This window comes from Ciceribacter sp. T2.26MG-112.2 (genome assembly GCF_900492205.1).
Classification (GTDB): Bacteria; Pseudomonadota; Alphaproteobacteria; order Rhizobiales; family Rhizobiaceae; genus Allorhizobium; species Allorhizobium naphthalenivorans_A.
Genome location: NZ_UEYQ01000011.1, coordinates 85,903 through 108,261, shown reverse-complemented (window position 1 = coordinate 108,261; position 22,359 = coordinate 85,903). Strand labels below are relative to the sequence as shown.

Below are 22,359 nucleotides of genomic sequence, written 5' to 3'. Positions count from 1 at the left end.
CCCGTCCTTTGTCATCTGAGCCTTGGACCGAGCTCACATGCCCTGCGGGCCACGATTCATCGCGGCAATCCCGGTGCGGCAGATCTCGTTGAGGCCGAGCGGCTTCATGATCGCCACGAACTGGTCGATCTTCGACGACTTGCCGGTGATCTCGAAGATGAAGTGCTCGACGGTCGCGTCGATGACCTTGGCCTGGAAGGCGTCGGCAAGACGCAAGGTCTCGGCGCGGGTCTCGCCGGTGCCGGCCACCTTGACCAGCGCCACTTCCCGCTCGACCGGCCGCTCCTGCCCGAGATCGCGGGCCCGCACCGTGAGATCCACCACCCGATGCACCGGCACGATGCGCTCGAGTTGCGCCTTGATCTGCTCGAGCACGCTCGGCGTGCCGCGCGTCACGATGGTGATGCGCGACAGATGCGCCTCGTGCTCGGTTTCCGAAACGGTGAGGCTTTCGATGTTGTAGCCGCGGCCGGAGAACAGGCCGATCACCCGGGCGAGTACGCCCGGTTCGTTGTCGACCAGGATCGAGAGCGTATGGCTTTCGACGGCGGCAGTTTCCTTGGCGATGAAATAGGCCGAACCGGTGGGCTGCTGATGTGCGTTCATGTCTCTGTTCCTATTTCAATCGTCAAACCAGCTGGCGGCCCTTGGCGTCGATGGCGTTGGCCACCGCTTCGTCGGTCGCCTCGTCGGGCAGCAGCATTTCGTTGTGCGCCTTGCCCGACGGGATCATCGGGAAGCAGTTGGCGAGGTTGGCGACGCGGCAGTCGAAGATCACCGGCTTCTTGACGTTGATCATTTCGAGGATGGCGTCGTCGAGATCTTCCGGCTTCTCGCAACGCAGGCCGACCGCGCCATAGGCATCCGCCAGCTTGACGAAGTCCGGCAGCGCCTCGGTATAGGAGTGCGACAGGCGGTTGCCGTGCAGCAGCTGCTGCCACTGGCGCACCATGCCCATGTACTGGTTGTTGAGGATGAAGATCTTGACCGGCGCCTCGTACTGCACGGCGCAGGACATTTCCTGGATGCACATCTGGATCGAGGCATCGCCGGCAATGTCGATGACCAGGCTTTCCGGATGGGCGATCTGCACGCCGATCGCCGCCGGGAAACCGTAGCCCATGGTGCCGAGACCACCCGAGGTCATCCAGCGGTTCGGCTGTTCGAAGCCGAAATACTGCGCCGCCCACATCTGGTGCTGGCCGACTTCGGTGGTGATGTAGGTGTCGCGGTCCTGCGTCAGCGCCGACAGCCGCTCGATGGCGTATTGCGGCATGATGACGTCCTTCGACGGCGTGTAGGCGAAGGAATTGCGCGCCCGCCACTTCTCGACGCTCGCCTTCCACTCGGCCGTCTGGGCCACGTCGGGCTTCTTCGGCAGCGCCCGCCACAGACGGACCATGTCTTCCAGTACATGGCCGACATCGCCGGTGATCGGCACGTCGACACGGACATTCTTGTGGATCGACGACGGATCGATATCGATGTGGATCTTCTTCGAGTTCGGCGAAAACGCGTTGAGCCGGCCGGTGATGCGGTCGTCGAAACGCGCGCCGATGCAGACCATGACGTCGCAGTCATGCATCGCCATGTTGGCCTCGTAGGAACCGTGCATGCCGAGCATGCCGAGCCAGTTCTTGCCGGATGCCGGATAGGAGCCGAGGCCCATCAGGGTCGAGGTGATCGGGAAGTCGGTGAGTTCGACCAGTTCGCGCAGCAGCCTGGAGGCTTCCGGCCCGGAATTGACGACCCCACCACCCGAATAGATGATCGGCCGGCGCGCATTGGCCATCAACTCGACGGCGGCGCGGATGGCGTTGATGTCGCCCTGCACCTGCGGCTGGTAGCTCTTCTGGATGATGTCGTTGGACGGCGGCGTATAGGTGCCGGTGGCGAACTGCACGTCCTTGGGCACATCGACCAGGACCGGGCCCGGACGGCCGGACTGGGCGATGCGGAAGGCCTCGTGGATGACGCGGGCGAGATCGTTGACGTCCTTGACCAGCCAGTTGTGCTTGGTGCACGGCCGGGTGATGCCGACGGTGTCGCATTCCTGGAAGGCGTCGGAGCCGATCAGCGTGGTCGGGACCTGGCCGGAGATGCAGACGAGCGGAACGCTGTCCATCAGCGCGTCCTGCAGCGGCGTCACCGCATTGGTGGCGCCCGGGCCGGAGGTCACCAGCATGACGCCGACCTTGCCGGTGGAGCGGGCATAGCCTTCGGCCGCATGGCCGGCGCCCTGCTCGTGGCGCACCAGGATGTGCTGGATCTCGTCCTGCTGGAAGATCTCGTCATAGATCGGCAACACGGCGCCGCCCGGATAGCCGAAGATGTGCTCGACCCCATTGTCCTTCAGCGCCTGGAGGACGATCTCGGCGCCCGTCATCTGATTGTCTTTGCCCGTCATGCCTCTTCCCGTCTCATTCTGTCTTGCTGGATTGTCGTCAAGGGGTTGCTACCCCGGTTTCGGCCATAAAAAAAGGCCCCTTTGAGGAGCCTGTTTGTCTGCGCATGGGTGGCTGTCGCCGGATGGTTACACCACCCTGCCCATGCGCTTTCCCACCACGATAAGGATCTGCGAATTGTTCATGGAGAGAAGTGATAGACAGAATTATGGCAGGCGTCAACGCGGCCGGACCCAAAAACCGGTCCAAAACACCCGCAACCCTGCCGCAAATGCAAAGATATCGCGCCTTTCTTATACACCCTGTTAAAGCCTGCGACATTAGACTGTGGCCCGACGAGGGAGCAGACATTGCGCAATAGTGATCTCCAGACTTCCGGCCAGGCCGGCGAACAGGATCGCCGCGACCAGATGGCGCGGGGAAACCGCTTCCTCGGCCGCGTCGTTGCCTGCAACGGTTCGCGCGCGACGATCGCGGCCATCGCCGAAGCCGGCGGCACGGATCTGACCGAACTCTGGTCGGTCGGCCGGCTGATCTCGATCACGGTCGGCAAGAACCGCGTCGTGGCGCTGGCCTATTCCATGCAGACCGGCACGAAGAACTGGGGCGAAGGTGAGGACAACACCTTCCTCATCGAGGTCGAACTGCTCGGCGAAGTGCATGTCGGCGAGGACGGCAGCGAACTCTTCTCCACCGGCATTTCGCGCTACCCCTATCTCGGCGCCATCGCCCATCGCATCCGCGCCGCCGATCTTCTGCGCATTTACGATACCCGCAAGGGCGACACCGCGGTGATCGGCAAGATCACCCAGGACGAGAGTATCGACGCGACCATCCACGTCCCCTCCATGCTGTCGAAGCATTTCGCCGTGGTCGGCTCGACCGGCGTCGGCAAATCGACTGCCGTCTCGCTTTTGCTGCGCAAGGCGATCGAGAGCGATCCCAAGCTGCGGGTGCTGATCCTCGACCCGCACAACGAATTCGCCGCCGCATTCCCAGAGCACGCCGTCGTCATCGACACCGACACGCTCGACTTGCCTTTCTGGCTGATGCGCCTCGAGGAATTCGCCGAGGTCCTGTTCCGCGGCCGCCCGCCCGTCGCCGAAGAACTCGACATCCTGCGCGACCTGATGCCGGAGGCCAAGCGGGCCTTCCGCGCCAATGAGAGCGCGCTGATGCGCCGCTCCAGCGACAAGAGTTCGCTCACCGCCGACACGCCCGTTCCCTACCGCATCGCCGACCTGCTGGCACTGATCGACGAACGCATCGGCCGGCTCGAGGGCCGCGGCGAAAAGCCCATGCTGCGCTCGCTGAAGATGCGCATCATGGCGGCGATCAACGACCCGCGCTACCACTTCATGTTCTCCAACAACACGATCAGCGACACGATCATGGAGACGATCGCCCATATCTTCCGCATTCCGGGAGACGATCGGCCGATCTCGACCTTCCAGCTCGCCGGCATCCCGTCGGAAGTGGTCAACTCGGTCGCCTCCGTTCTCTGCCGCATGGCGTTTGAGCTGGCGCTCTGGTCGAACGGCGCGATCCACATGCTGGTCGTGTGCGAGGAAGCCCACCGCTACGTGCCCGCCGATCCCAATCTCGGCTTCTTCCCGACCCGCCAGGCAATCGCCCGCATCGCCAAGGAAGGCCGCAAATACGGCGTCTCGCTCGGCATCATCACCCAGCGTCCCGGCGAACTCGACCAGACGATCCTGTCGCAGTGCTCGACGCTGTTTGCCATGCGGCTTGCCAACGACCGCGACCAGGAGATCATCCGCTCGGCCATCCCCGATTCGTCGATTTCCACCACCAGCTTCATCTCGTCGATCGGCAATGGCGAGGCGATCGCGTTCGGCGAGGCCATCGCCGTGCCGATGCGCATGCGCTTTTCCCGCGTCGACGAAAGCCACCTGCCAAAGGCCAATGGCGTCACCGCCAAGGCCTCCGACGACGGCCCCGACACGGTCGACCTGCGCACCATCGTCAGCCGCATGCGCGCCATTGCCGGCCCCGACATTTCCGCCTTCCAGCAAAGTTTCGACGGCGGGCGATCCAGCAATGCCGACGACAGGGACGAATACACGCCGGGCGGATCGACGGGCGAACCGCCGAGGCCGGCGGCAGCCGAGAGCGAGCCGCTGCCCGATCTTGGCCACGACGCCACCTTCGAGGAAATCCGCCAGGCCCTGATGACGCCGGCGCCGCAATCGGCCCCGTCCGCCCCGCCGGTCATGCGCCATCCGGAGCCGGCATTCGAGCGCCCGGCCCCGCGGATTGATAACCCGCAGCCCGACGTCGCGCCGCTCGACAGACCGCGGCTCGACGCGCCGCCGATCGAACCCTACCGCCCCGACATGCTGCCGCGCACCGCTCTGTCGGACGAGCCTCCCCGCTACACCCGCCGGCTCGACGATCCGGCAGACACGGTCCGGGACCCCTATACCACTCGGTACCAGCCGCAACCGCCGCTGGAGCGGACCGAACCCGCCCCGTCGATCCGGCGCGAACCCGGTTCATCGCTGCGCGAGAGCATCCTGAAGAAGCCGCTGTCGAGCCTCTATCGTAAGGACTGATCGGCGAGATTGCCTTGCCGGTCCTGCCGTTGCTGCGGAGCCCGCCCTCGCGGCCGGCGAAACTGTCACAATACATTCTTGCGATGACCCCATCATCACCCGATGACCCAGCGCTGCCTCATCGTCATCGATCTGCTCAACGACTTTCTGGACCACTGGGACCGCCCCACGGTCGAGGCCCTGATTTCCCATACGAACAGGCTGGCGAGTGCGTTCCGAGAGCGCCAGTTTCCCGTCATCTGGGTCAGGCAGGAATTCCGTCCCGACCTCAGCGATGCCTTTCTCGAAATGCGGGATCGCCAGGTCAGGATCTGCATCGAGGGCACGCGCGGCGCTCAACTGCATCCGGACCTGGACTGCCGGGCGGGCGACGGCGTGATCGTCAAGAAGCGCTACAGTGCCTTCTTCCGCACCGGGCTTGACGACCTTCTGCTCCAAAGCAACGTGGGCGAAATCACCATCTGCGGCATCAACACCCATGCCTGTGTGAGAATGGCGGCAATCGACGCCTACCAGCGCGACCTTCGCGTGGTCCTTGCCAAAGAGTGCATCGACTCCTACGACAATGCACACGCGGAAATGTCGCTCGCCTACATGGACGGCAAGATAGCCCGGCTGGCGCCTGTCGCCGAAATTCTGGCAGGACTGCCGGAAGTCAACGACTTGCCTTGTCCGTTGTCCGCCAAAGGCCTGACGCGAACGTCCTCCGCTTAACCTACCCTCTCCCAGCTCTCGTCCATCTGGTTGCGGAACCAGGTCATCTGACGCTTGGCATATTGCCGCGTCGCGGCCGAGGCCGTCTCGACCACCTGATCCGGCGTCATCTCGCCCCGCAGCAGGGCGAGGATCTGCAACACCCCGATCGCCTTCATCGCCGGCATGTCCGGCGAGAGACCGAGCGCCAGCAGCGCCTCGACCTCTTCGACCGCGCCGTCATCGAACATCCGCGCGAAGCGGCGGTTGATCCGGTCGTGCAAGAGCTTGCGGTCCGGCAGCTTGACGATCTTGCGCGCCCGCTCGGCATCGACGATCACCGGCCCGCCCTGCCCTTGAAACGCGGCAATCGACCGGCCGGTCGCCTCCAGCACCTCCAGCGCCCGCACGATGCGTTGCCCGTCCTGGCGGCCGAGCCGCGCGGCCATCGCCGGATCCCGGCTTTCGAGCTCCCGGTAGAGCGCCTCCGGGCCCTCCGCGATCAACCGGTCGCGCAAGTGCTTGCGGATATCGGCTGGGATCGCCGGCATGTCGTCGAGCCCGCCGGTCAACGCCTTGAAATAGAGCCCCGTGCCCCCGACGATCACCGGCAGCACGCGCTTCGCCTTCAGATCGCCGATGAGCGCCCCCACGTCCCGCAGCCAGTCGCCGGTCGAATAGGCGGCGCCCGCCGGCACATGGCCGTAGAGATGATGCGGCACGCCCTCCATCTCTTCCTCCGACGGGCGCGCGGTCAGAACCCTCAGCGTATCATAGACCTGCATGCTGTCGGCATTGATTACGTGGCCGCCGTGCCGCTTTGCCAGTTCCAGCGCCAGCGCGGACTTGCCGCTGGCGGTCGGCCCGGTTATCAGGATCGCGTCGATGTCGTTTTCAGGATTTTCCATCATGGCCTTCGTTGCCACGCTTCTCGCCAATCCGTCAAATCCGATCCTTGAGCCCGCGCTTGCCGAGCGCGCCGCCGAGAGCCTCAAGGCATCCGGCCTCTACTGGCTCGCCGACGGAATCGCCTGCGACATCGTGCTGAAGGACGGGACGGACGAAAGTGCCGCCGAAGCGCAGCTCCGCGCGCTGATCGGCGATCATAAGATCGACGTCGCCGTGCAGGGCGCCGACACGCGGCGCAAGAAGTTCCTGATCGCCGACATGGATTCGACCATGATCGGCCAGGAATGCATCGACGAACTGGCGGCCGAAGTCGGTCTCAAGGACAAGGTGTCGCTGATCACCGCACGCGCCATGAACGGCGAGATTGCCTTCGAGCCGGCGCTACGGGAACGCGTTGCGCTCTTGAAGGGCCTGCCGATCAAGGTGGTCGACGAAGTGATCGAAAAGCGCATCACGCTCACCCCCGGAGGCCTGGAACTGATCGCCACGATGAAGGCCAGGGGTCACTACACCGCCCTCGTCTCCGGCGGCTTCACCGTCTTTACCGCACCGATCTCCGCCCGCCTCGGTTTCCACGAGAACCGTGCCAATATCCTGCTGGAAAAGGACGGAATCCTCACCGGGGAAGTGGCCGAGCCGATCCTCGGCAAGCAGGCCAAGGTCGATGCGCTGGTCGACATCGCCGCCCGCCTCGGCATCGACACCCACGAGGCAATCGCGGTGGGCGACGGCGCCAACGACCTCGGCATGCTGGAACTTGCCGGTTCCGGCGTCGCTCTTCATGCCAAGCCCTCGGTTGCCGCCCAGGCGAAGATCCGCATCGACCACGGCGACCTGACCGCCCTTCTGTACCTGCAGGGCTATCGCAAGACCGATTTCGTCACGCCCTGAGCAACCAGCCGAGAGTGGCCATGGCTCCGATCCTCGAAACGCCGCGGCTTATCCTGCGCAACTGGCGCGAGAGCGATCGCGATCTGTTTCGCGAGATCAACCGCGACCCCAAGGTCATGGAGTTCTTTCCCTTCCGCCGCACGCCTCAGGAAGCCGACGCGATGATGGAGCGCATGCGCGCCATGATCGACGAGACGGGTTTCGGTTGCTACGCGGTGGAATTGAAGCAGAGTGCCGAGCCGATCGGTTTCTGTGGCCTGTCCAAGCCAGGCCTCTACCCGATCCTGCCCGAAGCGACCGTCGAGGTCGGCTGGCGGCTCGCCACCCGCTTCTGGGGCCAGGGCTACGTCACCGAAGCGGCACGCGCCCTCATCGATTTCGGATTCGCGACCAAGGGCTTGTCCGAAATTGTTTCCTTCGCGGTTGAAGCCAACAGGCGCTCGACGGCGGTCATGCAGCGGATCGGCATGCGCCGCGACGCGGATGGCGATTTCGACCACCCGCGCGTCCCCGACACCCACCCGCATCTGAAGCGGCACGTCCTTTACCGGATCGGCCGGCCCTAGAGTTTGTCAGGCAGAAGTGGGAACCGGTTTTCCCGAAGAGACAAACGAAAACAACAGAGTTAGAGTCTGGCTGGTTGAGAATGAGCCTGACAGACTCTAAGGTTTGAACAAGGGCGCGATCAGGCGCCCTTGACGATGTAGCCGCCCGGCGCATTGGCCCAGGGGAACCGCTTGACCGGGACCGCGATCCCGTTCTTGCGGGCGAAATCGTCCCAGGCGCGCGTCTCGCCCGGCCATTTGCTCGTCGCATATTCGTCAAGGATCAGCACGCCGCCCGGCACCAGCCGGTCCCAGCAATGCTCGAGAATGGTCTTGGTCGGCTCATAGATGTCGACATCGACATTGATCAGGCAGAAGCGCGATTCCGGGTTCTTTTCCAGCCATTCCGGCAGGGTCTTGGAAATGTCGCCCTCGACGATCTGCCCGCGGCCGGTCGGCAGCACGCCGTCCTCGTTGTGCAGCTTCAACAGTTCGCGGAACTCGTCGAGGAAATTTTCCGAGCTTAGGCCGCCGACTTCCTTCTGCACATTGGCGTCGAGCGCGCCGTCTTCCTCATGCAGGCTGGGAAAGCCGGCGAAGCTGTCGAAGCCGATGACCTTCTTGTGGGTCGCGGTCGGGGTCAGCACCTCGATGAACTTGTGCCAGCTGAAGAAGGACTTGCCGTAATAGACGCCGAAATCGGCATAGTGACCGGGCAGTTCCACGGTCAGCTTGAACAGCTCGTAATGCGCCAGCTGCCGGATGAACGAACGTCGGCTGACATAGGTCGGGAACAGATCGAGATAGTGGCGCACATCGTGCGGCCAGCGCGTGGTGATTTCGTTGAGCTTGCCGAAGAACTTGCTCTCGCCATCCGAGGGGTAGAAAAAAGTATCCTTCATGTGTCCGATGCGCCTTCCCGCTTGAACGCCTCCGGCCGACGCCGCCATCGAGCATGGGGCTTCTAATCGTCGCGGCGGCGCCTACCTTCTCAAGGGACCCTAGAGAGCGAAACTTGTCCCAGGCTGTGAGCTTCCCCGCGGCCATGAAGCCCATCAACTGTCGCATTTCGGCACGCCCCGCCCGGCGTTAATCGTACGCTCACGCTGTTTTGATCTACCCGCCCGGCTCGTCCCCGCTTTATCAGCTTTTAAGCACCTGCATTTATTCTAATATCCATGAGCACAAATGGAATTTCCCGGCTTGGCCATGCCCTGCGCTTAGCCGGCGACCGATTTCTTCGGCTGGGCGAAGCAGGCCAGACCGAGGCCGAAGCGGACCGCATCCGGGCGGTCCGCCTGTCAACGGTCCTGCACAACACGCCCTTGATGATGGGTGCCAACATCGCCAATGCGATCGTTGCGCTGATCGCCTTTGCCGGCAGCGACCTGTTTGCCTGGGTCGCGCTCTGGGCAGTGCTCATCATGGTCATCGCGGCCTATAACGGCATTGCAGCATGGCGCAACGGCAGGCTGCCACCGCGCCAGGTTGCGTCCCTTCGCGGCTCCCGTCAGGCGGTGGTCTTCGCCGCCGTGCTGAGCGGCCTCTGGGCAGCGCTGACCGTGCTTTTCTACCCGCATGCCACCGACCACCAACGGCTGGTGATCGTCGCGATCAGCGTCGGCATGATGGGCGGCGGCGGTTTCGCCCTGGCGACGATCCCGCCGGCGGCCATCACCTTCAGCGTCCTCATGGGAATGGTATCGCTGCTGGCCCTCAGCGTCGCCAACGAAGCCGTGGGTTTCAGCCTGGTCGCGCTCTATGTGATCTATACGGCGATCATCGTGCGCTCGTCGCTGGCGCTTTGCGAGAACCTCACCATCCGCGTCCGTGCCCAGATGGCCTCCGACGAACAGCGCGACGTCATCGGCCTGCTGCTCAACGACTTCGAAGAGAACGCCGCCGACTGGCTGTGGGGTCTCGACGCCGAACTTCGCCTGCGGCGGGCCTCCCCGCGCCTCTTTGAGGAACTCGGTTGCACCGATGAGCAGGCCCATCACCGTTTTCTCTGGGAGCTGCTCCCGTGTGACGGCTCGACTTGCGGTACGCCGTACAAACTGAATGGCGCGGAAAGCCTGCGCAAGCTGCTGACCAGCCATACCTCGTTCCGGGATGTCGAGGTCTGTGTCGTCCAGGACGGCGAACCGGGCGTCTGGTCTCTCAGTGCCAAGGCCATGTTCGACGCGGAGGGAAACTTCACCGGCTACCGTGGCGTCGGACGCGACGTGACCCAGGCGCGCGAGGCCCGCCGCCGGATCGAACACATGGCACGCCACGACAGCCTCACCAATGTCGGCAATCGTGTCCTTCTCAACGAGGGCCTGTCGCGCGCGATCGACCGGCTGGAGCGCTTCGACGAGCACTTCTCGATCCTCCTGCTCGATCTCGACCGCTTCAAGCAGGTCAATGACACCCATGGACATGGCGCTGGCGACGAGTTGTTGCGGGAGGTGGCCAAGCTGCTGCAGTCGGTCTGCGGCGAGACCGACACGCTCGCCCGGCTCGGCGGCGACGAGTTCGCCGTCATCCATACGTCCATGCAGGACCCGCGCGCCGTCGCCGCCCTCGCCGACAGGCTGGTCAATGCGCTCTCCCAACCTTTCCCGCTGGCTTCCGGCACCGCCCGCATCGGTGTCTCGATCGGCATTGCCTGCGCCCCGATCGACGGCCGCGACGCGGACGCGCTGATGCGGAACGCCGACCTTGCGCTCTATCGTGCCAAGGCCGATGGCCGCAATCGCTTCCACTTCTTCGATACCTCGCTCGACGCTGCCGCCCGCCGCCGAAACCTGATCGAGCAGGAACTGCGCGCCGCCGTGGCAGCCGGGTCCCTGACGCTGCATTTCCAGCCGCTGGTTGACAGCGGCAGCGGTCGGATCGTCTGCGCCGAAGCGCTCCTGCGCTGGCACCATCCGACCCTTGGAACGATCAGCCCGACGGAATTCATCCCGATCGCCGAAGACATCGGCCTGATCGAAAAGATCGGCGCCTGGGCCATCCGCGAAGGATGCATCACCGCGGCCTCCTGGCCCCAGCCGATCCGGATCGCGGTCAATCTGTCGCCGCGCCAGTTCGCCGGGACGGGGCTCTACGCCGGCATTGCCGACGCCCTGCGCGACAGCGGCCTGCCGCCGGCCCGCCTCGAACTGGAAGTGACGGAATCGCTGCTCTTGAAGACCAATGCACTCATGGAATCGACGCTTGTCGCGATCACCGCCCTTGGCGTGCGCGTCGCGCTCGACGATTTCGGCACAGGCTATTCGTCACTCAGCTATCTGCGCAAATATCGCTTCGACAAGCTGAAGATCGACCAGTCCTTCATCTCCGACATCGAAACCAATGCCGACAGCCGCGCCATCGTCGATGCCATCATCCGGCTCGGGCACGACCTCGGCATGTCGGTTGCTGCCGAAGGCGTCGAGACCGAAGCGCAATACGGCATCCTGCGAAGTCTCGGCTGTGGCGAGATCCAGGGCTACCTCGTCGGCCGCCCGATGCCGGCAGATGAGCTGGAGAAGATACTGACGAACGTACGTGAACCAGGAGTGATCCGCCAGATCGCCTGACGAACCAAGGCCGGAAGGAAGCAAACAGCCGTCCTCCCGAATTGGGGGCTACGGCCCTATTCGAGCGGGATGGCGACGTGGCGCAGATTGCCTCCGGCGTCCGAAATCATCACATAGGCATTGCGCCGGCCCTCGCTCTTCAGCGTGGTCAGTGTCTCTGCGACCGCCTCGGGCGTCTCGACGAATTCCTGCGCCACCTCGACGATCACCTGCCCCGGCTCGAGCCCTTTTTCCGCGGCCGGCGAGCCTGGCGTGACGGTGGTGATCACCACGCCTTCGACACTCTCGGCGATCGCATAGGTCTTGCGGGAAGCATCGTCGAGCGGTGCAAGCTCGATGCCGATCGCCCCGAGGATCGCCGGCGACTGTGCGCCCGGCGCGGTCGGCGATTGCTGCCCCCCGCCCTCGTCCCCCGGCACGGCTTCCTCGCCTTCGCCTTCCGGCACCAGCACACCGTCCTCGGAGGACGCCACGACGGGCGCCTTCTCGTCTTCCAGCCGTCCGAGCGTCACGCTCAGCGTCTCTTCCTTGCCGTCGCGCAGCACGATCACCTTGACCTCGGCCCCGACCGCGCTCTCTGCGACTGTTCTGACGAGGTCGCGCGTGTCGTCGACCTCCTTGCCGTCGAACGACACGATCACGTCACCGATCCGGATCGGACCGTTCTCGACCGGACCGCCCTTGACCAGCCCGCTCACCAGCGCGCCGCGCGCCTTGCCGATCTTCAGGCTTTCCGCCACCTCGTCGGTCACCGGCTGGATCCGCACGCCGAGCCAGCCGCGTCGCGTCTCGCCGAACTCGATCAGCTGGTTGATGACGTTTTCCGCCAGCTCCGTCGGCACCGCAAAACCGATGCCGATCGAACCGCCGCTCGGCGAGATGATCGCCGTATTGATTCCTATGACTTCGCCGTTCATGTTGAACAGCGGGCCGCCGGAATTGCCCTTGTTGATCGCCGCATCGGTCTGGATGAAATTGTCGTAAGGCCCGGCATTGATGTTGCGGCCGCTGGCCGAGATGATGCCGACGGTGACCGAACCGCCGAGCCCGAACGGATTGCCGATCGCCATGACCCAGTCACCGATGCGCATCTTGCGCGAATCGCCGAACTTGACGGCGGTCAGCGGCGCCGGCGGCTCGACCTTCAGCACCGAAAGGTCGGTCTTCGGATCGGTGCCGATCAGCTCGGCCTTGAGCTTGGAGCCGTCGGGGAAGATCACCTCGATGTCGTCGGCGCCCTCGATCACGTGATTGTTGGTGACGACGAATCCCTTCGGATCGATGACGAAGCCGGAGCCCAGCGAATTGACCCTGTTACTGCCGCCGCCGTCGCCGCGGTTCTTGAAGAAATCCTCGAACAGCTCCTGGAAGGGCGAGCCTTCCGGCACCTGCGGCACGGGGCCGTCACCCTCTTCCTTGACGCTCTGCGAGGTGGAGATGTTGACCACCGCCCCGAGCAGGCCCTGCGCCAGATCAGCCACCGAGTCGGGCCCCTGGGCCATGGCCGCACGGCTCGAGCCGATCGCGCCGAGCGACAGTGCCGTGCCGAACAGCAGGGCCGCGATTGCGGTGCGGGACTTGGACGCGGTCCGGATCATGTGGTCTTCCTCTGGCTGAACAGACGTCTTCTTGGCCGAAGCATAAGGCGGAAAAATGAAAGTCGAAATCAATTTAGCAGGAAGCGCGCGTGACGCCGCCCTAGCCGCGGACCAACCAGACTATTCCGACACCGAGCGTGACGGCGACCAGGCCCGAAAGCCGCAGCTGTTCCGGCGGAATGGACGGCAGGAGACGCGCCATCCGCACAAGAAAACGAGGGGCCAGTGCATAGACCAGCCCCTCGAGGATCAGAAAGAAGGCAAAACCTGCGAGCAGATCCGCCATGGCGACCGTCAATTGCCGGTTGCCGGTACGGCGTTTGCTGCCGGTGCCGCAGGCGCGGCCGCAGCCGGACCCTGCGCGTCGTTGAAGAAGCGGAAGAAATCCGAATCCGGCGACAGCACCATGGTCGAACCGGTATTGCTGAGCGCCCCGGTATAAGCCCGCATCGAGCGATAGAACTCGAAGAAGGCTTCGTCGCGACCAAAGGCCTCGGCGAAGACGCGGTTACGTTCGGCGTCGCCCTGGCCTCGCAGGATTTCCGAATCGCGCTGCGCTTCCGCCTGCAATTCGACGACCTGGCGGTCGGCGATGGCGCGGCGGCGCTGGCCTTCTTCATTACCACGGGCGCGGATCAGTTCGGCCTCGGCCAGTCGTTCGGCCTTCATGCGCTCGAAAGTCTGCTGCGACACTTCCTGCGTCAGGTCGGTTCGGCGAATGCGCACGTCGGAAATGGTGACGCCGAGCGATTCCGCATCGACCCGAAGGTCGTCGCGCACTTCCTGCATCATCGACGCGCGGGCGTCGGAAAGCGCCGATTCGAAGCCACGCAGACCGTAGACGCGACGCAGCGATGCATCGAGACGGGTGCGCAGCCGCGCTTCGGCGGATTCCCGATCGCCCGAGACCGTTTCACGGAACCGACGGGGATCGGTGATCTTGTAGACGACGAAGGCGTCGACTTCATAGAACTTGCCGCCCGAAACCTGCACGCGGATATTGTCGAGATCGAAGCGCAGCGCCTGATCCTCGACATACTGAACGCGATCGGCATCGGCGAAGGCGAACGGCAGCTTGAAGTAAAGCCCCGGTTCGCTGTGGACGGCCTGGATCTGGCCGAATCGAACCACGACCGCCTGCTGGCGCTCGTTGACGACGAAGACCGACGAATAGACCAGCAGCAACACGGCCGCGAGGCCGATCAGCACATAGGCGAGACGATTGGACATGATCAATTGCCTCCCTGCGTCTGGGTCTGGCCCATGCGGCCGATTTCGTTGAGCGGCAGATAGGGTACGACGCCGTTCTGGTTTTGGTCGATGATCACCTTGTTCGAATTCTTCAGAACCTGCTCCATGGTTTCCAGATAGAGGCGCTTGCGGGTCACGTCCGGCGCCTTGCTGTATTCCTCGTGAATGTCGATGAAGCGCTGGGCCTCACCTTCCGCTTCCTTGACGACACGATCCTTGTAGGCGGCTGCCTCTTCGCGGATCTGCGCCGCCTGGCCTCGGGCCTGACCAAGCTGCTGGTTGGAGTATTTGTTGGCTTCCTCGACGAAGCGATCCTCGTCCTGCTCGGCACGCTGGACCTCGTCAAAGGCGTCGGCGACCTCGCGCGGCGGAGCCGCGTCCTCGATCGCCACCGCATTGATCGAAATGCCGGCGCCGTAATTGTCCATCGTGCCCTGGATGATCGCCTTGACGTCGGCAGCGATCTGCTGGCGGGCGTCACGGAAAATGTCCTGGGCGGGACGACGGCCGACCACTTCGCGCATGGCGCTTTCGGCGACCTGCTGCAGGGTCAGTTGCGGGGCCTCGATGTTGAACAGGAAAGCGCGCGGGTCGCTTACGGTAAACAGCACCGAGAACTGCACATTGACGATGTTCTGGTCACCCGACAGCATCAGGCCGGCGCTCGACGAAGACGAGGCCTTGGCGCCGATATTCTGCTGCTGCTCTGTCACCTTGGTGATCTCGACGGTTTCCAGCGGCCAGACATGAAAGTGCAGGCCCGGCATGGCGATCTCTTCCTTCGGCTTGCCGAAACGCAGCTCGACGCCGCGCTCGTCCGGCTGGACCGTGTAGATCGCCTGGACCAGCCAGAAAGCAACCAGCACCAGGCCGAGAATGACGAGCACGCCGCCATTGAAGCCGCCCGGCACGATGTTCTTCAGCCGGTCCTGACCGCGCCGGATCAGATCCTCGAGATCGGGGGGCGTATTGCCGCCACCGCCGCCGCGCGGCCGGTTCGGCCCCTGCCCCCAGGGACCCTTGTTATCGCCGCCGCCGCCGCCGCCCCATGGACCGCCGCCGTTCTGATTGCTCCAGGGCATTCATACCTCTTTGATTGAAATTCGCTCCCAATGCCTGCGCGGATACCATCGGGCCCCTCGCGGACGTTAGTCCCGTTATAGGTACGGCCACCCGCGCTTTCAACGGAAAGCACTTAACTTCTTCGAGAGTTATGGGAAATAATGCGTTATGCCGCAGCTCTTCTGCGATAGACGGCGTAACGGGTCGGATAACTGTCCTTTTCGCCTGCGGGAAACGCCGTTTCCTCCACCAGCTCGAACAGGGCCGGATCGATCGCCGGAAAGACCGTGTCGCCGTCGATCACCGCCTCGACATGGGTCACATGCAGTTCGTCGGCCAGCGGCAGCGCCTGCCGGTAAATCTCGCCGCCGCCGGCAATGCAGACTTCGTCCACGCCCGACGCGTGCGCGATCACCTTCGCGCGCTCCAGTGCCGCCTGAAGGCTCGCCTGCGTCTCGACACCCGGCATGTCGATCTTTGGCCCACGGCTGACGATCACGTGCGGCCGGCCAGGCAAGGGCTTGCCGCCGACCGACTCGAACGTCTTTCTCCCCATCACCAGCGGCTTGCCCATGGTCAGTGCCTTGAACCGCTTGAGATCGGTCGACAGCTTCCACGGCATGTCGCCATCGCGGCCGATCACGCCATTCTGCGCCATGGCAACGGCGATGATGATCCTGGGGTTCGACATGGACTGCCTTTCGCTGGAACCTTACGCCGCCCTCAGACGGCGATCGGCGCCTTGATGCTTGAATCGGCCTCGTAACCTTCGAGGCTAAAGTCTTCGAATTGAAAGGCAAACAGGTCGCGCACCTGCGGATTGATCCGCATTGTCGGCAGCCTCTTCGGCGTGCGCGAGAGCTGCAGCTTCGCCTGCTCGAAGTGGTTGGCATAAAGATGCGCGTCCCCCAGCGTATGGACAAAGTCTCCGGGCTCGAGATCCGTCACCTGCGCCACCATCATCGTGAGTAGTGCGTAGGAAGCGATGTTGAAGGGCACCCCGAGGAAGATGTCGGCAGAGCGCTGGTAGAGCTGGCAGGAGAGCTTGCCATCCGCGACGTAGAACTGGAACAGGCAGTGACAGGGCGGCAAGGCCATCTCGTCCACTTCCGCCGGGTTCCAGGCGGAAACGATATGGCGGCGCGAATTGGGGTTCTTGGTGATGCTCTGAACCAGATTGGCGATCTGGTCGATATGACCGCCCTTGCCGTCGGGCCAGGAGCGCCACTGCGCGCCGTAGACGGGGCCGAGATCGCCGTTCTCGTCGGCCCACTCGTCCCAGATGCTGACGCCGTGCTCCTTGAGATAGCCGATATTGGTGTCGCCCTTCAGGAACCACAGAAGCTCGTGGATGATCGAGCGCAGATGCAGCTTCTTGGTCGTGGTGACGGGAAAACCTTGCGAAAGGTCGAAGCGCATCTGGTAGCCGAACACCGAGCGCGTGCCCGTGCCGGTCCGGTCGCCGCGGTCGGAGCCGTTGTCCATTACGTGGCGCAAGAGGTCGAGATATTGCTTCATGGTGTCGCCGCCGATTCCTGTTCGGCGGCAACATTAGCGCCCCAAGGCCGCCGAACCAAGACGGCGCGGCGGTTATCCAAGATTGGCGTCAGAGATCCTCGAGTTTTCCCAGTTCCTTGGCGACCAGATAATAGAAGGTCACGCGCGACTTGCTGTTGTCCTTCGCCATGATGGTGCAGACCGTGTCGACGGCCTTGTCGGCGGAGGGGCCGGTGACGCCGAGCTTCTTGCCGCACCACTTTTCCTTGACGCGGGCGAGCTCCTCCGGATCGGACGCGGATACGAGCGAGGAGTCGCGGTTGCGCAGGGCAATTCCGAGGTGGCGCACGATCTTGTTGACCACCGCCTCGTCGGCACTCGGGTCATAGTGCTTCACATCTGCAAGATAGTCCGTCATGGCCTTCTTCCTTTCGCTTGAACGCGGGCGTCTCATGCGCGCCCGCTTGAACAGCAGAATGTGAGAAGCGCTTGTGACCGTCAAGCGGCTTGGCTTGCCGCGCCTGAAGATGGCGAGAATTCGCCGGCACCAATTGAGTTTTGCCAAGAATCCGGCAATGAACCTAGTCCGGAACGTGCGGTCGACAAGCCCGCCGGACGGAGGCACACGCGAATGGCATTCAAACGGCTCATCCTGGCATTGACGGCGGCGCTTTCCATGGCGACGGCTCCCCTTCCCGCCCGCGCCCAGTCCGGTGCGCCCGATCGCCTCGTCGGCATGTGGAATGTCGAGGCCGGCGGGCCGGTCGGACAATGCCAGATCGAACTGCAGAACCACGCCTTTGCCGGACGCCTCGCCGCCCGCTCGATCCTGTGTATAGGGCCGCTCGCCTTCGTCAACGGCTGGGCGCCCGAGCGCAACGGCTTCATCCTCTTCGGCATTGACGGCCGCCCGATCGCAAGCTTCGCCCCGGCGCGCGGCATCATGAACGGCCGGCTCGCCGACGGTTCGCTGGTCGTGATGCGCCCGGCGGGCGGCCAGCGCAAGGATGCCGCACAGCCGCAGACGGGCGGCGGCGCAAACCCCTGCTACATCCGCGAGGACACGGGCAAGTGCGTCAGCCCCGAGGACACGGTCGCGCCGCGCGGCCCGCATCCGGTCCGGGTTTTGATCACCGGTCTGATGAACATCCGCCGCGAACGCAGCCTCGAAAGCCAGGTCGTCGGCCAGGTGAAGGCCGGCCAGTGCATCATCGTCAACGCCTGTTTCGACACCAAATGGGGCGTTCGCTGCGAGATCCCGATGGACGGCGGCGCAACCCGCGGCTTCATCCTCAAGTACTACGAAAAGAAGGGCCGCGACTATGTCGGCTTCGTCAATCGCTGCTGAGGAAAACTTCCTTTCGCTTGGCCCTTTTCATCGGCGAATGAAACACCTATATCTCCCTTGCCGGGGCTTGCTCCGGCTATGGCGATAAACGGTCGGTGTAATAAACCTATTGGACCCGGGGGCGGTACCCGGCGCCTCCACCAAAAACCGGTCGGTCTTTTGACCGGCTTTTGATGGGGGCGAAATAGGATCGACAAGGGTGTAAAGATCGAACTTTTGCTCGGCATGATACCGCCGTTATCGGGTCACAAGTGTAGTTGCAAACGACAACAACGCTAAGGGTTATGCTCTCGCTGCCTAATGGCGGTGCGGGAAATCCGAACTAAGCCCTCAAGGTTAGCCCCTTGAGGCGGGGTCCGAAGGCACCTGGCAACAGAAGCCTTCACCTTCCCCTCCCTTTGCCTACCTTCCGCGTTTCAAATCGTGTAATATGCTTCGTCATGACTCGGGTGACGGGGGCTTTCCCCGAATGCGGCGTCGTGGCATATAGCCGCGCGAAGACGCCAAGCAAGAGAAAGACAGGATCTATGGGGAACGACCATATTCGCTACGACATTCTGGCTCAGGACGCGCTGCGCGGCGTCATCCGCAAGGTATTGACCGAAGTCGCAGCCACCGGTCGTCTTCCGGGTGACCATCATTTCTTCATCACCTTCCTGACCGGGGCGCCGGGCGTGCGCATCTCGCAGCATCTGAAGGCCAAGTATGCCGAGCAGATGACCATCGTCGTCCAGCACCAGTTCTGGGACCTCAAGGTCACCGACAGCCTGTTCGAGATCGGCCTTTCCTTCTCCGACACCCCGGAAAAACTGGTCATTCCGTTCAACGCCATTCGCGGCTTCTACGATCCTTCCGTCAACTTCGAGCTCGAATTCGACGTGCCCTTGGCCGACGAGGGAGAGGAAGGCGCCGAGATCACCGCCTATCCGATCGCCGCCGTCGAGCGCAGCGAGGATCAGTCCGAGCCGAAGGCCGGCGACGAGGAAAAGAAGCCCGGTTCGGTCGTCTCGCTCGACGCCTTCCGCAAGAAGCAGTAGGCCCAACAGCACCTGGGCGCCGCGAGCCGATCGCGCGCCGTTTCGGGATCAGAGCCATGAGCGCAGACGTCGTCAATCTCCGCCAGTTTCGCAAGGTCAAGGCCCGCTCCGAAAAGGAACGTCAGGCGGAACAGAACCGACTGACCTTCGGCCGCAGCAAGGCCGAGAAGAACCTCACCGACGCCCTCAACGCCAAGGCGGAAAAGACGCTCGACCAGGGCCGCCTCGACCGCTCCGACGACGAATAGCCGACGGCGAAATCGGTTGCCGATCAAGCACCTGCACGCAGTTGCGGAATCACCTTGTCAGGCCCTTGAATCAATGTCCGAGCCGGAGCCACGATGATCCGCAAGCATTCGCTCACCCTGCACGGCCACCGCACCAGTTTCTCGCTGGAAGAGGAATTCTGGGACGAGCTGAACGCCATCGCCGCCGAGCGCCGGATCCCGCTCGCCGCACTCGTCGTCGAGATCGACGAGAACCGTGACCCACGTACCAACCTCTCCTCGGCCGCCAGACTTCACGTCCTCGCCCGCCTCAAGGCCGCCGCCCAGCATTGACCGAAAGAGCAGCGCGCAAAACATTATACAACCAAACTATTCATTAAGGGATTCGTCCTAGTCTGGGATTGCCCATCAATGATTGCGTCGATGCCCCGTATTTCAAGGCTCAGTTACGCGTATTTGCCCATCGATCCGACCGTGTGACGTGGTTTCGCAAAGCTCCTTTATTTCAAGGATTTAAGAACATGGTAACCGCAATTTCCTCTACCTCGGCCACGACCTCCACCACCGCGCTCGACCAATCGGGCTCCACCACGGCCTCGCTGAAGTCGTCGATCGCCAAGCTCGAAAGCCAGATCACCTCGAAGGAAGAGGAACTGGCCAGCACCGAAACCGACGACCAGAAGTCGGAGATAAGCGATGCGCTGACTGACCTTCGCGCCTCGCTGGCCAAGCTCGAAGCCCAGATGGCGCAGATGGAAGCCGCCGAAAACGCCGCCGAAAAGCCCACGGCGGAGCAAACGGAGCCTGCCCTCCTGTCCGGCGAAAGCGACAAGATCGGCACCACCAATTACGACGAAGAGACGCCGTTCGGCGAACGCTACGCCTACGTCTGAGCCGATTTGCCCTTGATGACCAGAGAAGGCGGCGACCATGCCGCCTTTTTCATGGCTGGTTGGAACCCGCCGGCTTGGCCGGGCACCGCTCGAAGCGCGTCGCGCCGCCGGAATCGAGCGCGCCGGTCGCCGACAGCGACATCAGCGCCTCGCCGTCACGTGCATAGACATGCCGGTCCAGCCAGAAATCGGCCTCGCCGGAACACAGGAGGTCGACCACCAGACTGTCCTTGAGCATCGCGGCGGCGCCGAAATTACAGCCATATTCATAGCCCCGGACCAGCGCCCTTTTCTTGGCGGCATCATATTCGAACGTCAGCGGCCCCATGTCACAGGAATATTCGTTCTCCGCATCGGCGTTTTCCGGCGCATAGCCGTCCTTCGCGCTCGCCAGTTCCTCGACAAAGGCCGTCACCTTGTCGTCGAGCATGGCCTGCGTTCCGTAGCCCCAGTTCTCCAGCCGCCATGCCACCGCCTCGGCAAAATCCTCGAAGCGCTTCTGGCCCTTGCAGGCCGTAGTGTCGTCGCAGTCGAGGAAATAGTCCTCCATCTGCTTGTCGATCTCCTCCAGCGCCATCAGTTCGAGCGCCGCGGGGAAATAGCCCATGAGCGCCGCATTGCCGAGCGCTCCGGCGCAGACGCCGGCGGTCGATTGCTCGAAGCAGGCGCGCATCGAGGCCGTCAGCCGCCGCTCGATGACCGGCCGGAAGGAGACGTCCCGCGTCACGTCGCTGACCTCGCCGTCACGCAAGGCCATGATCTTCACCGGCGGCGCGGATTCGGCGTAGCTCGAAAAGGCGTAGAGGAAGCGATCGTCGCGCAGGTCGAATTCGACATTGCCGTCTTCGTCGAGATCGGCCGGCGTCACGCCGAAGCCGTCGAACGTGCCAAGCTCGACGGCCTTCACCGCATCGTCGCTCGCATGCGCCAGCGCCACCGCCGTGCAGCAGTGTGCCCCGCCGCTGAACGAGGAAAACACCACGCCCGGCTCCGCCCATTGCAGCGGATAGATGCCGATCTGGCCGCGCGCCATCTCGTCCGGACCGGTTTCCAGCCGGATCACCGTCTCGCCCTTGTCCTTGTGCCGGACGCTCAGCACGGCCGTCGCCGTCCCTTCGTCACTGTCCTCGCCGTTCAGCGTCAGCGCCCAATCCCCGTTCGTATAGATCTTGCCGAAATCGTCCCGCGTCCAGTCGACCATCATGCCGGAGCCGATGATCACCTCCCGGGCCTCGCTCGTTTCCTCCGTCCTGGCCGGGCCGAAGTCGCCGCGATCGAGCGCCCGTGCGCAATCGGCAATCTGCTTGAGCGTGTCGCTGGAGCCGGAGAGCGAGAACGGACCGTAGCTGACATTATCGACGCTCAGCGTCATCCGCCCGGCATCGCGTAGCGCCGCCATGAAGCTCGCATGGGGATTGGTCAGGTAGAGACCGCCGGAGCCGTCGGTGACGTTCGCCCGCATGGTGCCGGTCCATTTGCGCCGATCGGTATGGACGACGACGTCGTAGTCCTGCTCATGGGTCAGCCAGCCGAGTTTGCTGGTTGCGACCAGCACGACGACGACATTGCCGCTCGGCCGGATGAAGAACAGGCCGTCCTTGGCGCCCTTCGGGCTGGCAATGCAGACCTTGTCCTGGCGATCATAGGCCACCGTCCAGCCGCGGTTCTCGGCGAACGGCTGATAGCGTTCCTCTGCAATCGCCAAACCGGCGGCCCCGACGAGAAACAGCAGCGAAACACAGGAGATAAGCCGACGAAACATACTGAAGCCCCCCTTGCCCGCCGGTTCCCGACCGGCGGCATGTTCCAGCCTAGGCCGCGGCCACACAACAGGCAAGCAGCCGCACGATCGCTGCTTTCA

Annotated in this window: 22 protein-coding genes and 1 other RNA gene; 11 read left to right on the top strand and 12 right to left on the bottom strand. The window is 63.6% G+C overall.

What is annotated here, in order from left to right:
* Positions 1-33 precede the first annotated feature (33 nt).
* Both ilvN and DYZ14_RS15915 read right to left on the bottom strand, forming a co-directional pair.
* On the bottom strand, positions 34-606 hold the full coding sequence (gene ilvN / locus DYZ14_RS15920; RefSeq protein ID WP_115669189.1) for an acetolactate synthase small subunit: 573 nt from the start codon (positions 604-606) through the stop codon (positions 34-36).
* 22 nt (positions 607-628) lie between these two features.
* On the bottom strand, positions 629-2,407 hold the full coding sequence (locus tag DYZ14_RS15915; RefSeq protein WP_154721591.1) for an acetolactate synthase 3 large subunit: 1,779 nt from the start codon (positions 2,405-2,407) through the stop codon (positions 629-631).
* Positions 2,408-2,755: 348 nt separating this feature from the next.
* On the opposite strand from DYZ14_RS15915, the gene DYZ14_RS15910 reads away from it, so the two are divergent.
* Together DYZ14_RS15910 and DYZ14_RS15905 are read left to right on the top strand one after the other, a co-directional pair.
* On the top strand, positions 2,756-4,981 hold the full coding sequence (locus DYZ14_RS15910) for an ATP-binding protein (RefSeq protein WP_154721590.1): 2,226 nt from the start codon (positions 2,756-2,758) through the stop codon (positions 4,979-4,981).
* Positions 4,982-5,083: 102 nt separating this feature from the next.
* Positions 5,084-5,695 carry a cysteine hydrolase family protein gene (locus tag DYZ14_RS15905; protein WP_154721589.1) on the top strand — a complete coding sequence of 204 codons (612 nt, stop codon included), beginning with the start codon at positions 5,084-5,086 and terminating at the stop codon, positions 5,693-5,695.
* On the opposite strand, the gene miaA is transcribed toward DYZ14_RS15905, so the two are convergent.
* Positions 5,692-6,585, bottom strand: a complete 894-nt coding sequence (gene miaA / locus DYZ14_RS15900) for a tRNA (adenosine(37)-N6)-dimethylallyltransferase MiaA (RefSeq protein WP_154721610.1) — start codon at positions 6,583-6,585, stop codon at positions 5,692-5,694. The two genes, DYZ14_RS15905 and miaA, sit on opposite strands and share 4 nt — an antisense overlap.
* Between miaA and serB the strand changes: the two genes are divergently transcribed.
* Both serB and DYZ14_RS15890 read left to right on the top strand, forming a co-directional pair.
* Positions 6,584-7,474 carry a phosphoserine phosphatase SerB gene (serB, locus tag DYZ14_RS15895; protein ID WP_154721588.1) on the top strand — a complete coding sequence of 297 codons (891 nt, stop codon included), beginning with the start codon at positions 6,584-6,586 and terminating at the stop codon, positions 7,472-7,474. The genes miaA and serB overlap by 2 nt on opposite strands.
* Before the next feature lie 20 nt (positions 7,475-7,494).
* Positions 7,495-8,040 (top strand): GNAT family N-acetyltransferase, encoded by a 546-nt coding sequence (locus DYZ14_RS15890; protein ID WP_154721587.1) that lies wholly within the window; start codon positions 7,495-7,497, stop codon positions 8,038-8,040.
* 119 nt (positions 8,041-8,159) lie between these two features.
* Here DYZ14_RS15890 and DYZ14_RS15885 read toward each other — a convergent pair whose 3' ends face one another.
* Complete coding sequence (locus tag DYZ14_RS15885) at positions 8,160-8,921, bottom strand: TylF/MycF/NovP-related O-methyltransferase (RefSeq protein WP_195949978.1); 762 nt, start codon at positions 8,919-8,921, stop codon at positions 8,160-8,162.
* A 276-nt stretch (positions 8,922-9,197) separates the two neighbouring features.
* Between DYZ14_RS15885 and DYZ14_RS15880 the strand changes: the two genes are divergently transcribed.
* Entirely contained in the window at positions 9,198-11,585 is a 2,388-nt protein-coding gene (locus DYZ14_RS15880; RefSeq protein WP_154721585.1) for a putative bifunctional diguanylate cyclase/phosphodiesterase, read from the top strand.
* A 56-nt stretch (positions 11,586-11,641) separates the two neighbouring features.
* Here DYZ14_RS15880 and DYZ14_RS15875 read toward each other — a convergent pair whose 3' ends face one another.
* The 7 genes from DYZ14_RS15875 to DYZ14_RS15845 form a co-directional block, all read right to left on the bottom strand.
* On the bottom strand, positions 11,642-13,183 hold the full coding sequence (locus tag DYZ14_RS15875; RefSeq protein WP_154721584.1) for a Do family serine endopeptidase: 1,542 nt from the start codon (positions 13,181-13,183) through the stop codon (positions 11,642-11,644).
* Positions 13,184-13,283: 100 nt separating this feature from the next.
* Positions 13,284-13,469 (bottom strand): DUF2065 domain-containing protein, encoded by a 186-nt coding sequence (locus DYZ14_RS15870; protein ID WP_115669502.1) that lies wholly within the window; start codon positions 13,467-13,469, stop codon positions 13,284-13,286.
* 8 nt (positions 13,470-13,477) lie between these two features.
* Positions 13,478-14,413 (bottom strand): protease modulator HflC, encoded by a 936-nt coding sequence (gene hflC, locus DYZ14_RS15865; RefSeq protein ID WP_154721583.1) that lies wholly within the window; start codon positions 14,411-14,413, stop codon positions 13,478-13,480.
* Between the two features lie 2 nt (positions 14,414-14,415).
* Positions 14,416-15,516 carry an FtsH protease activity modulator HflK gene (gene hflK / locus DYZ14_RS15860; RefSeq protein ID WP_154721582.1) on the bottom strand — a complete coding sequence of 367 codons (1,101 nt, stop codon included), beginning with the start codon at positions 15,514-15,516 and terminating at the stop codon, positions 14,416-14,418.
* A gap of 146 nt (positions 15,517-15,662) precedes the next feature.
* Positions 15,663-16,187, bottom strand: a complete 525-nt coding sequence (locus DYZ14_RS15855; RefSeq protein ID WP_154721581.1) for a dihydrofolate reductase — start codon at positions 16,185-16,187, stop codon at positions 15,663-15,665.
* 32 nt (positions 16,188-16,219) lie between these two features.
* Positions 16,220-17,014: a thymidylate synthase gene (locus DYZ14_RS15850; protein ID WP_154721580.1), complete on the bottom strand. Its 795-nt coding sequence runs from the start codon at positions 17,012-17,014 to the stop codon at positions 16,220-16,222.
* A gap of 88 nt (positions 17,015-17,102) precedes the next feature.
* A complete protein-coding gene (locus tag DYZ14_RS15845) occupies positions 17,103-17,411 on the bottom strand; it encodes a DUF2853 family protein (RefSeq protein ID WP_154721579.1) in 309 nt (102 codons plus the stop codon).
* 213 nt (positions 17,412-17,624) lie between these two features.
* Between DYZ14_RS15845 and DYZ14_RS15840 the strand changes: the two genes are divergently transcribed.
* The 6 genes from DYZ14_RS15840 (at position 17,625) to DYZ14_RS15815 (ending at position 20,498) form a co-directional block, all read left to right on the top strand.
* Positions 17,625-18,341, top strand: a complete 717-nt coding sequence (locus DYZ14_RS15840) for an AprI/Inh family metalloprotease inhibitor (RefSeq protein WP_154721578.1) — start codon at positions 17,625-17,627, stop codon at positions 18,339-18,341.
* 20 nt (positions 18,342-18,361) lie between these two features.
* Positions 18,362-18,728, top strand: a transfer-messenger RNA (tmRNA) gene (ssrA, locus tag DYZ14_RS15835).
* Positions 18,729-18,868: 140 nt separating this feature from the next.
* Positions 18,869-19,378, top strand: coding sequence for an SspB family protein (locus DYZ14_RS15830; RefSeq protein WP_154721577.1), 510 nt, complete (start codon positions 18,869-18,871; stop codon positions 19,376-19,378).
* Positions 19,379-19,434: 56 nt separating this feature from the next.
* Positions 19,435-19,626 carry a DUF4169 family protein gene (locus tag DYZ14_RS15825; RefSeq protein WP_154721576.1) on the top strand — a complete coding sequence of 64 codons (192 nt, stop codon included), beginning with the start codon at positions 19,435-19,437 and terminating at the stop codon, positions 19,624-19,626.
* A gap of 93 nt (positions 19,627-19,719) precedes the next feature.
* On the top strand, positions 19,720-19,938 hold the full coding sequence (locus DYZ14_RS15820) for a ribbon-helix-helix domain-containing protein (RefSeq protein ID WP_154721575.1): 219 nt from the start codon (positions 19,720-19,722) through the stop codon (positions 19,936-19,938).
* 188 nt (positions 19,939-20,126) lie between these two features.
* Positions 20,127-20,498, top strand: coding sequence for a hypothetical protein (locus DYZ14_RS15815; RefSeq protein WP_154721574.1), 372 nt, complete (start codon positions 20,127-20,129; stop codon positions 20,496-20,498).
* A 49-nt stretch (positions 20,499-20,547) separates the two neighbouring features.
* Here DYZ14_RS15815 and DYZ14_RS15810 read toward each other — a convergent pair whose 3' ends face one another.
* Positions 20,548-22,260, bottom strand: coding sequence for a hypothetical protein (locus tag DYZ14_RS15810; protein WP_154721573.1), 1,713 nt, complete (start codon positions 22,258-22,260; stop codon positions 20,548-20,550).
* Positions 22,261-22,359: the final 99 nt, after the last annotated feature.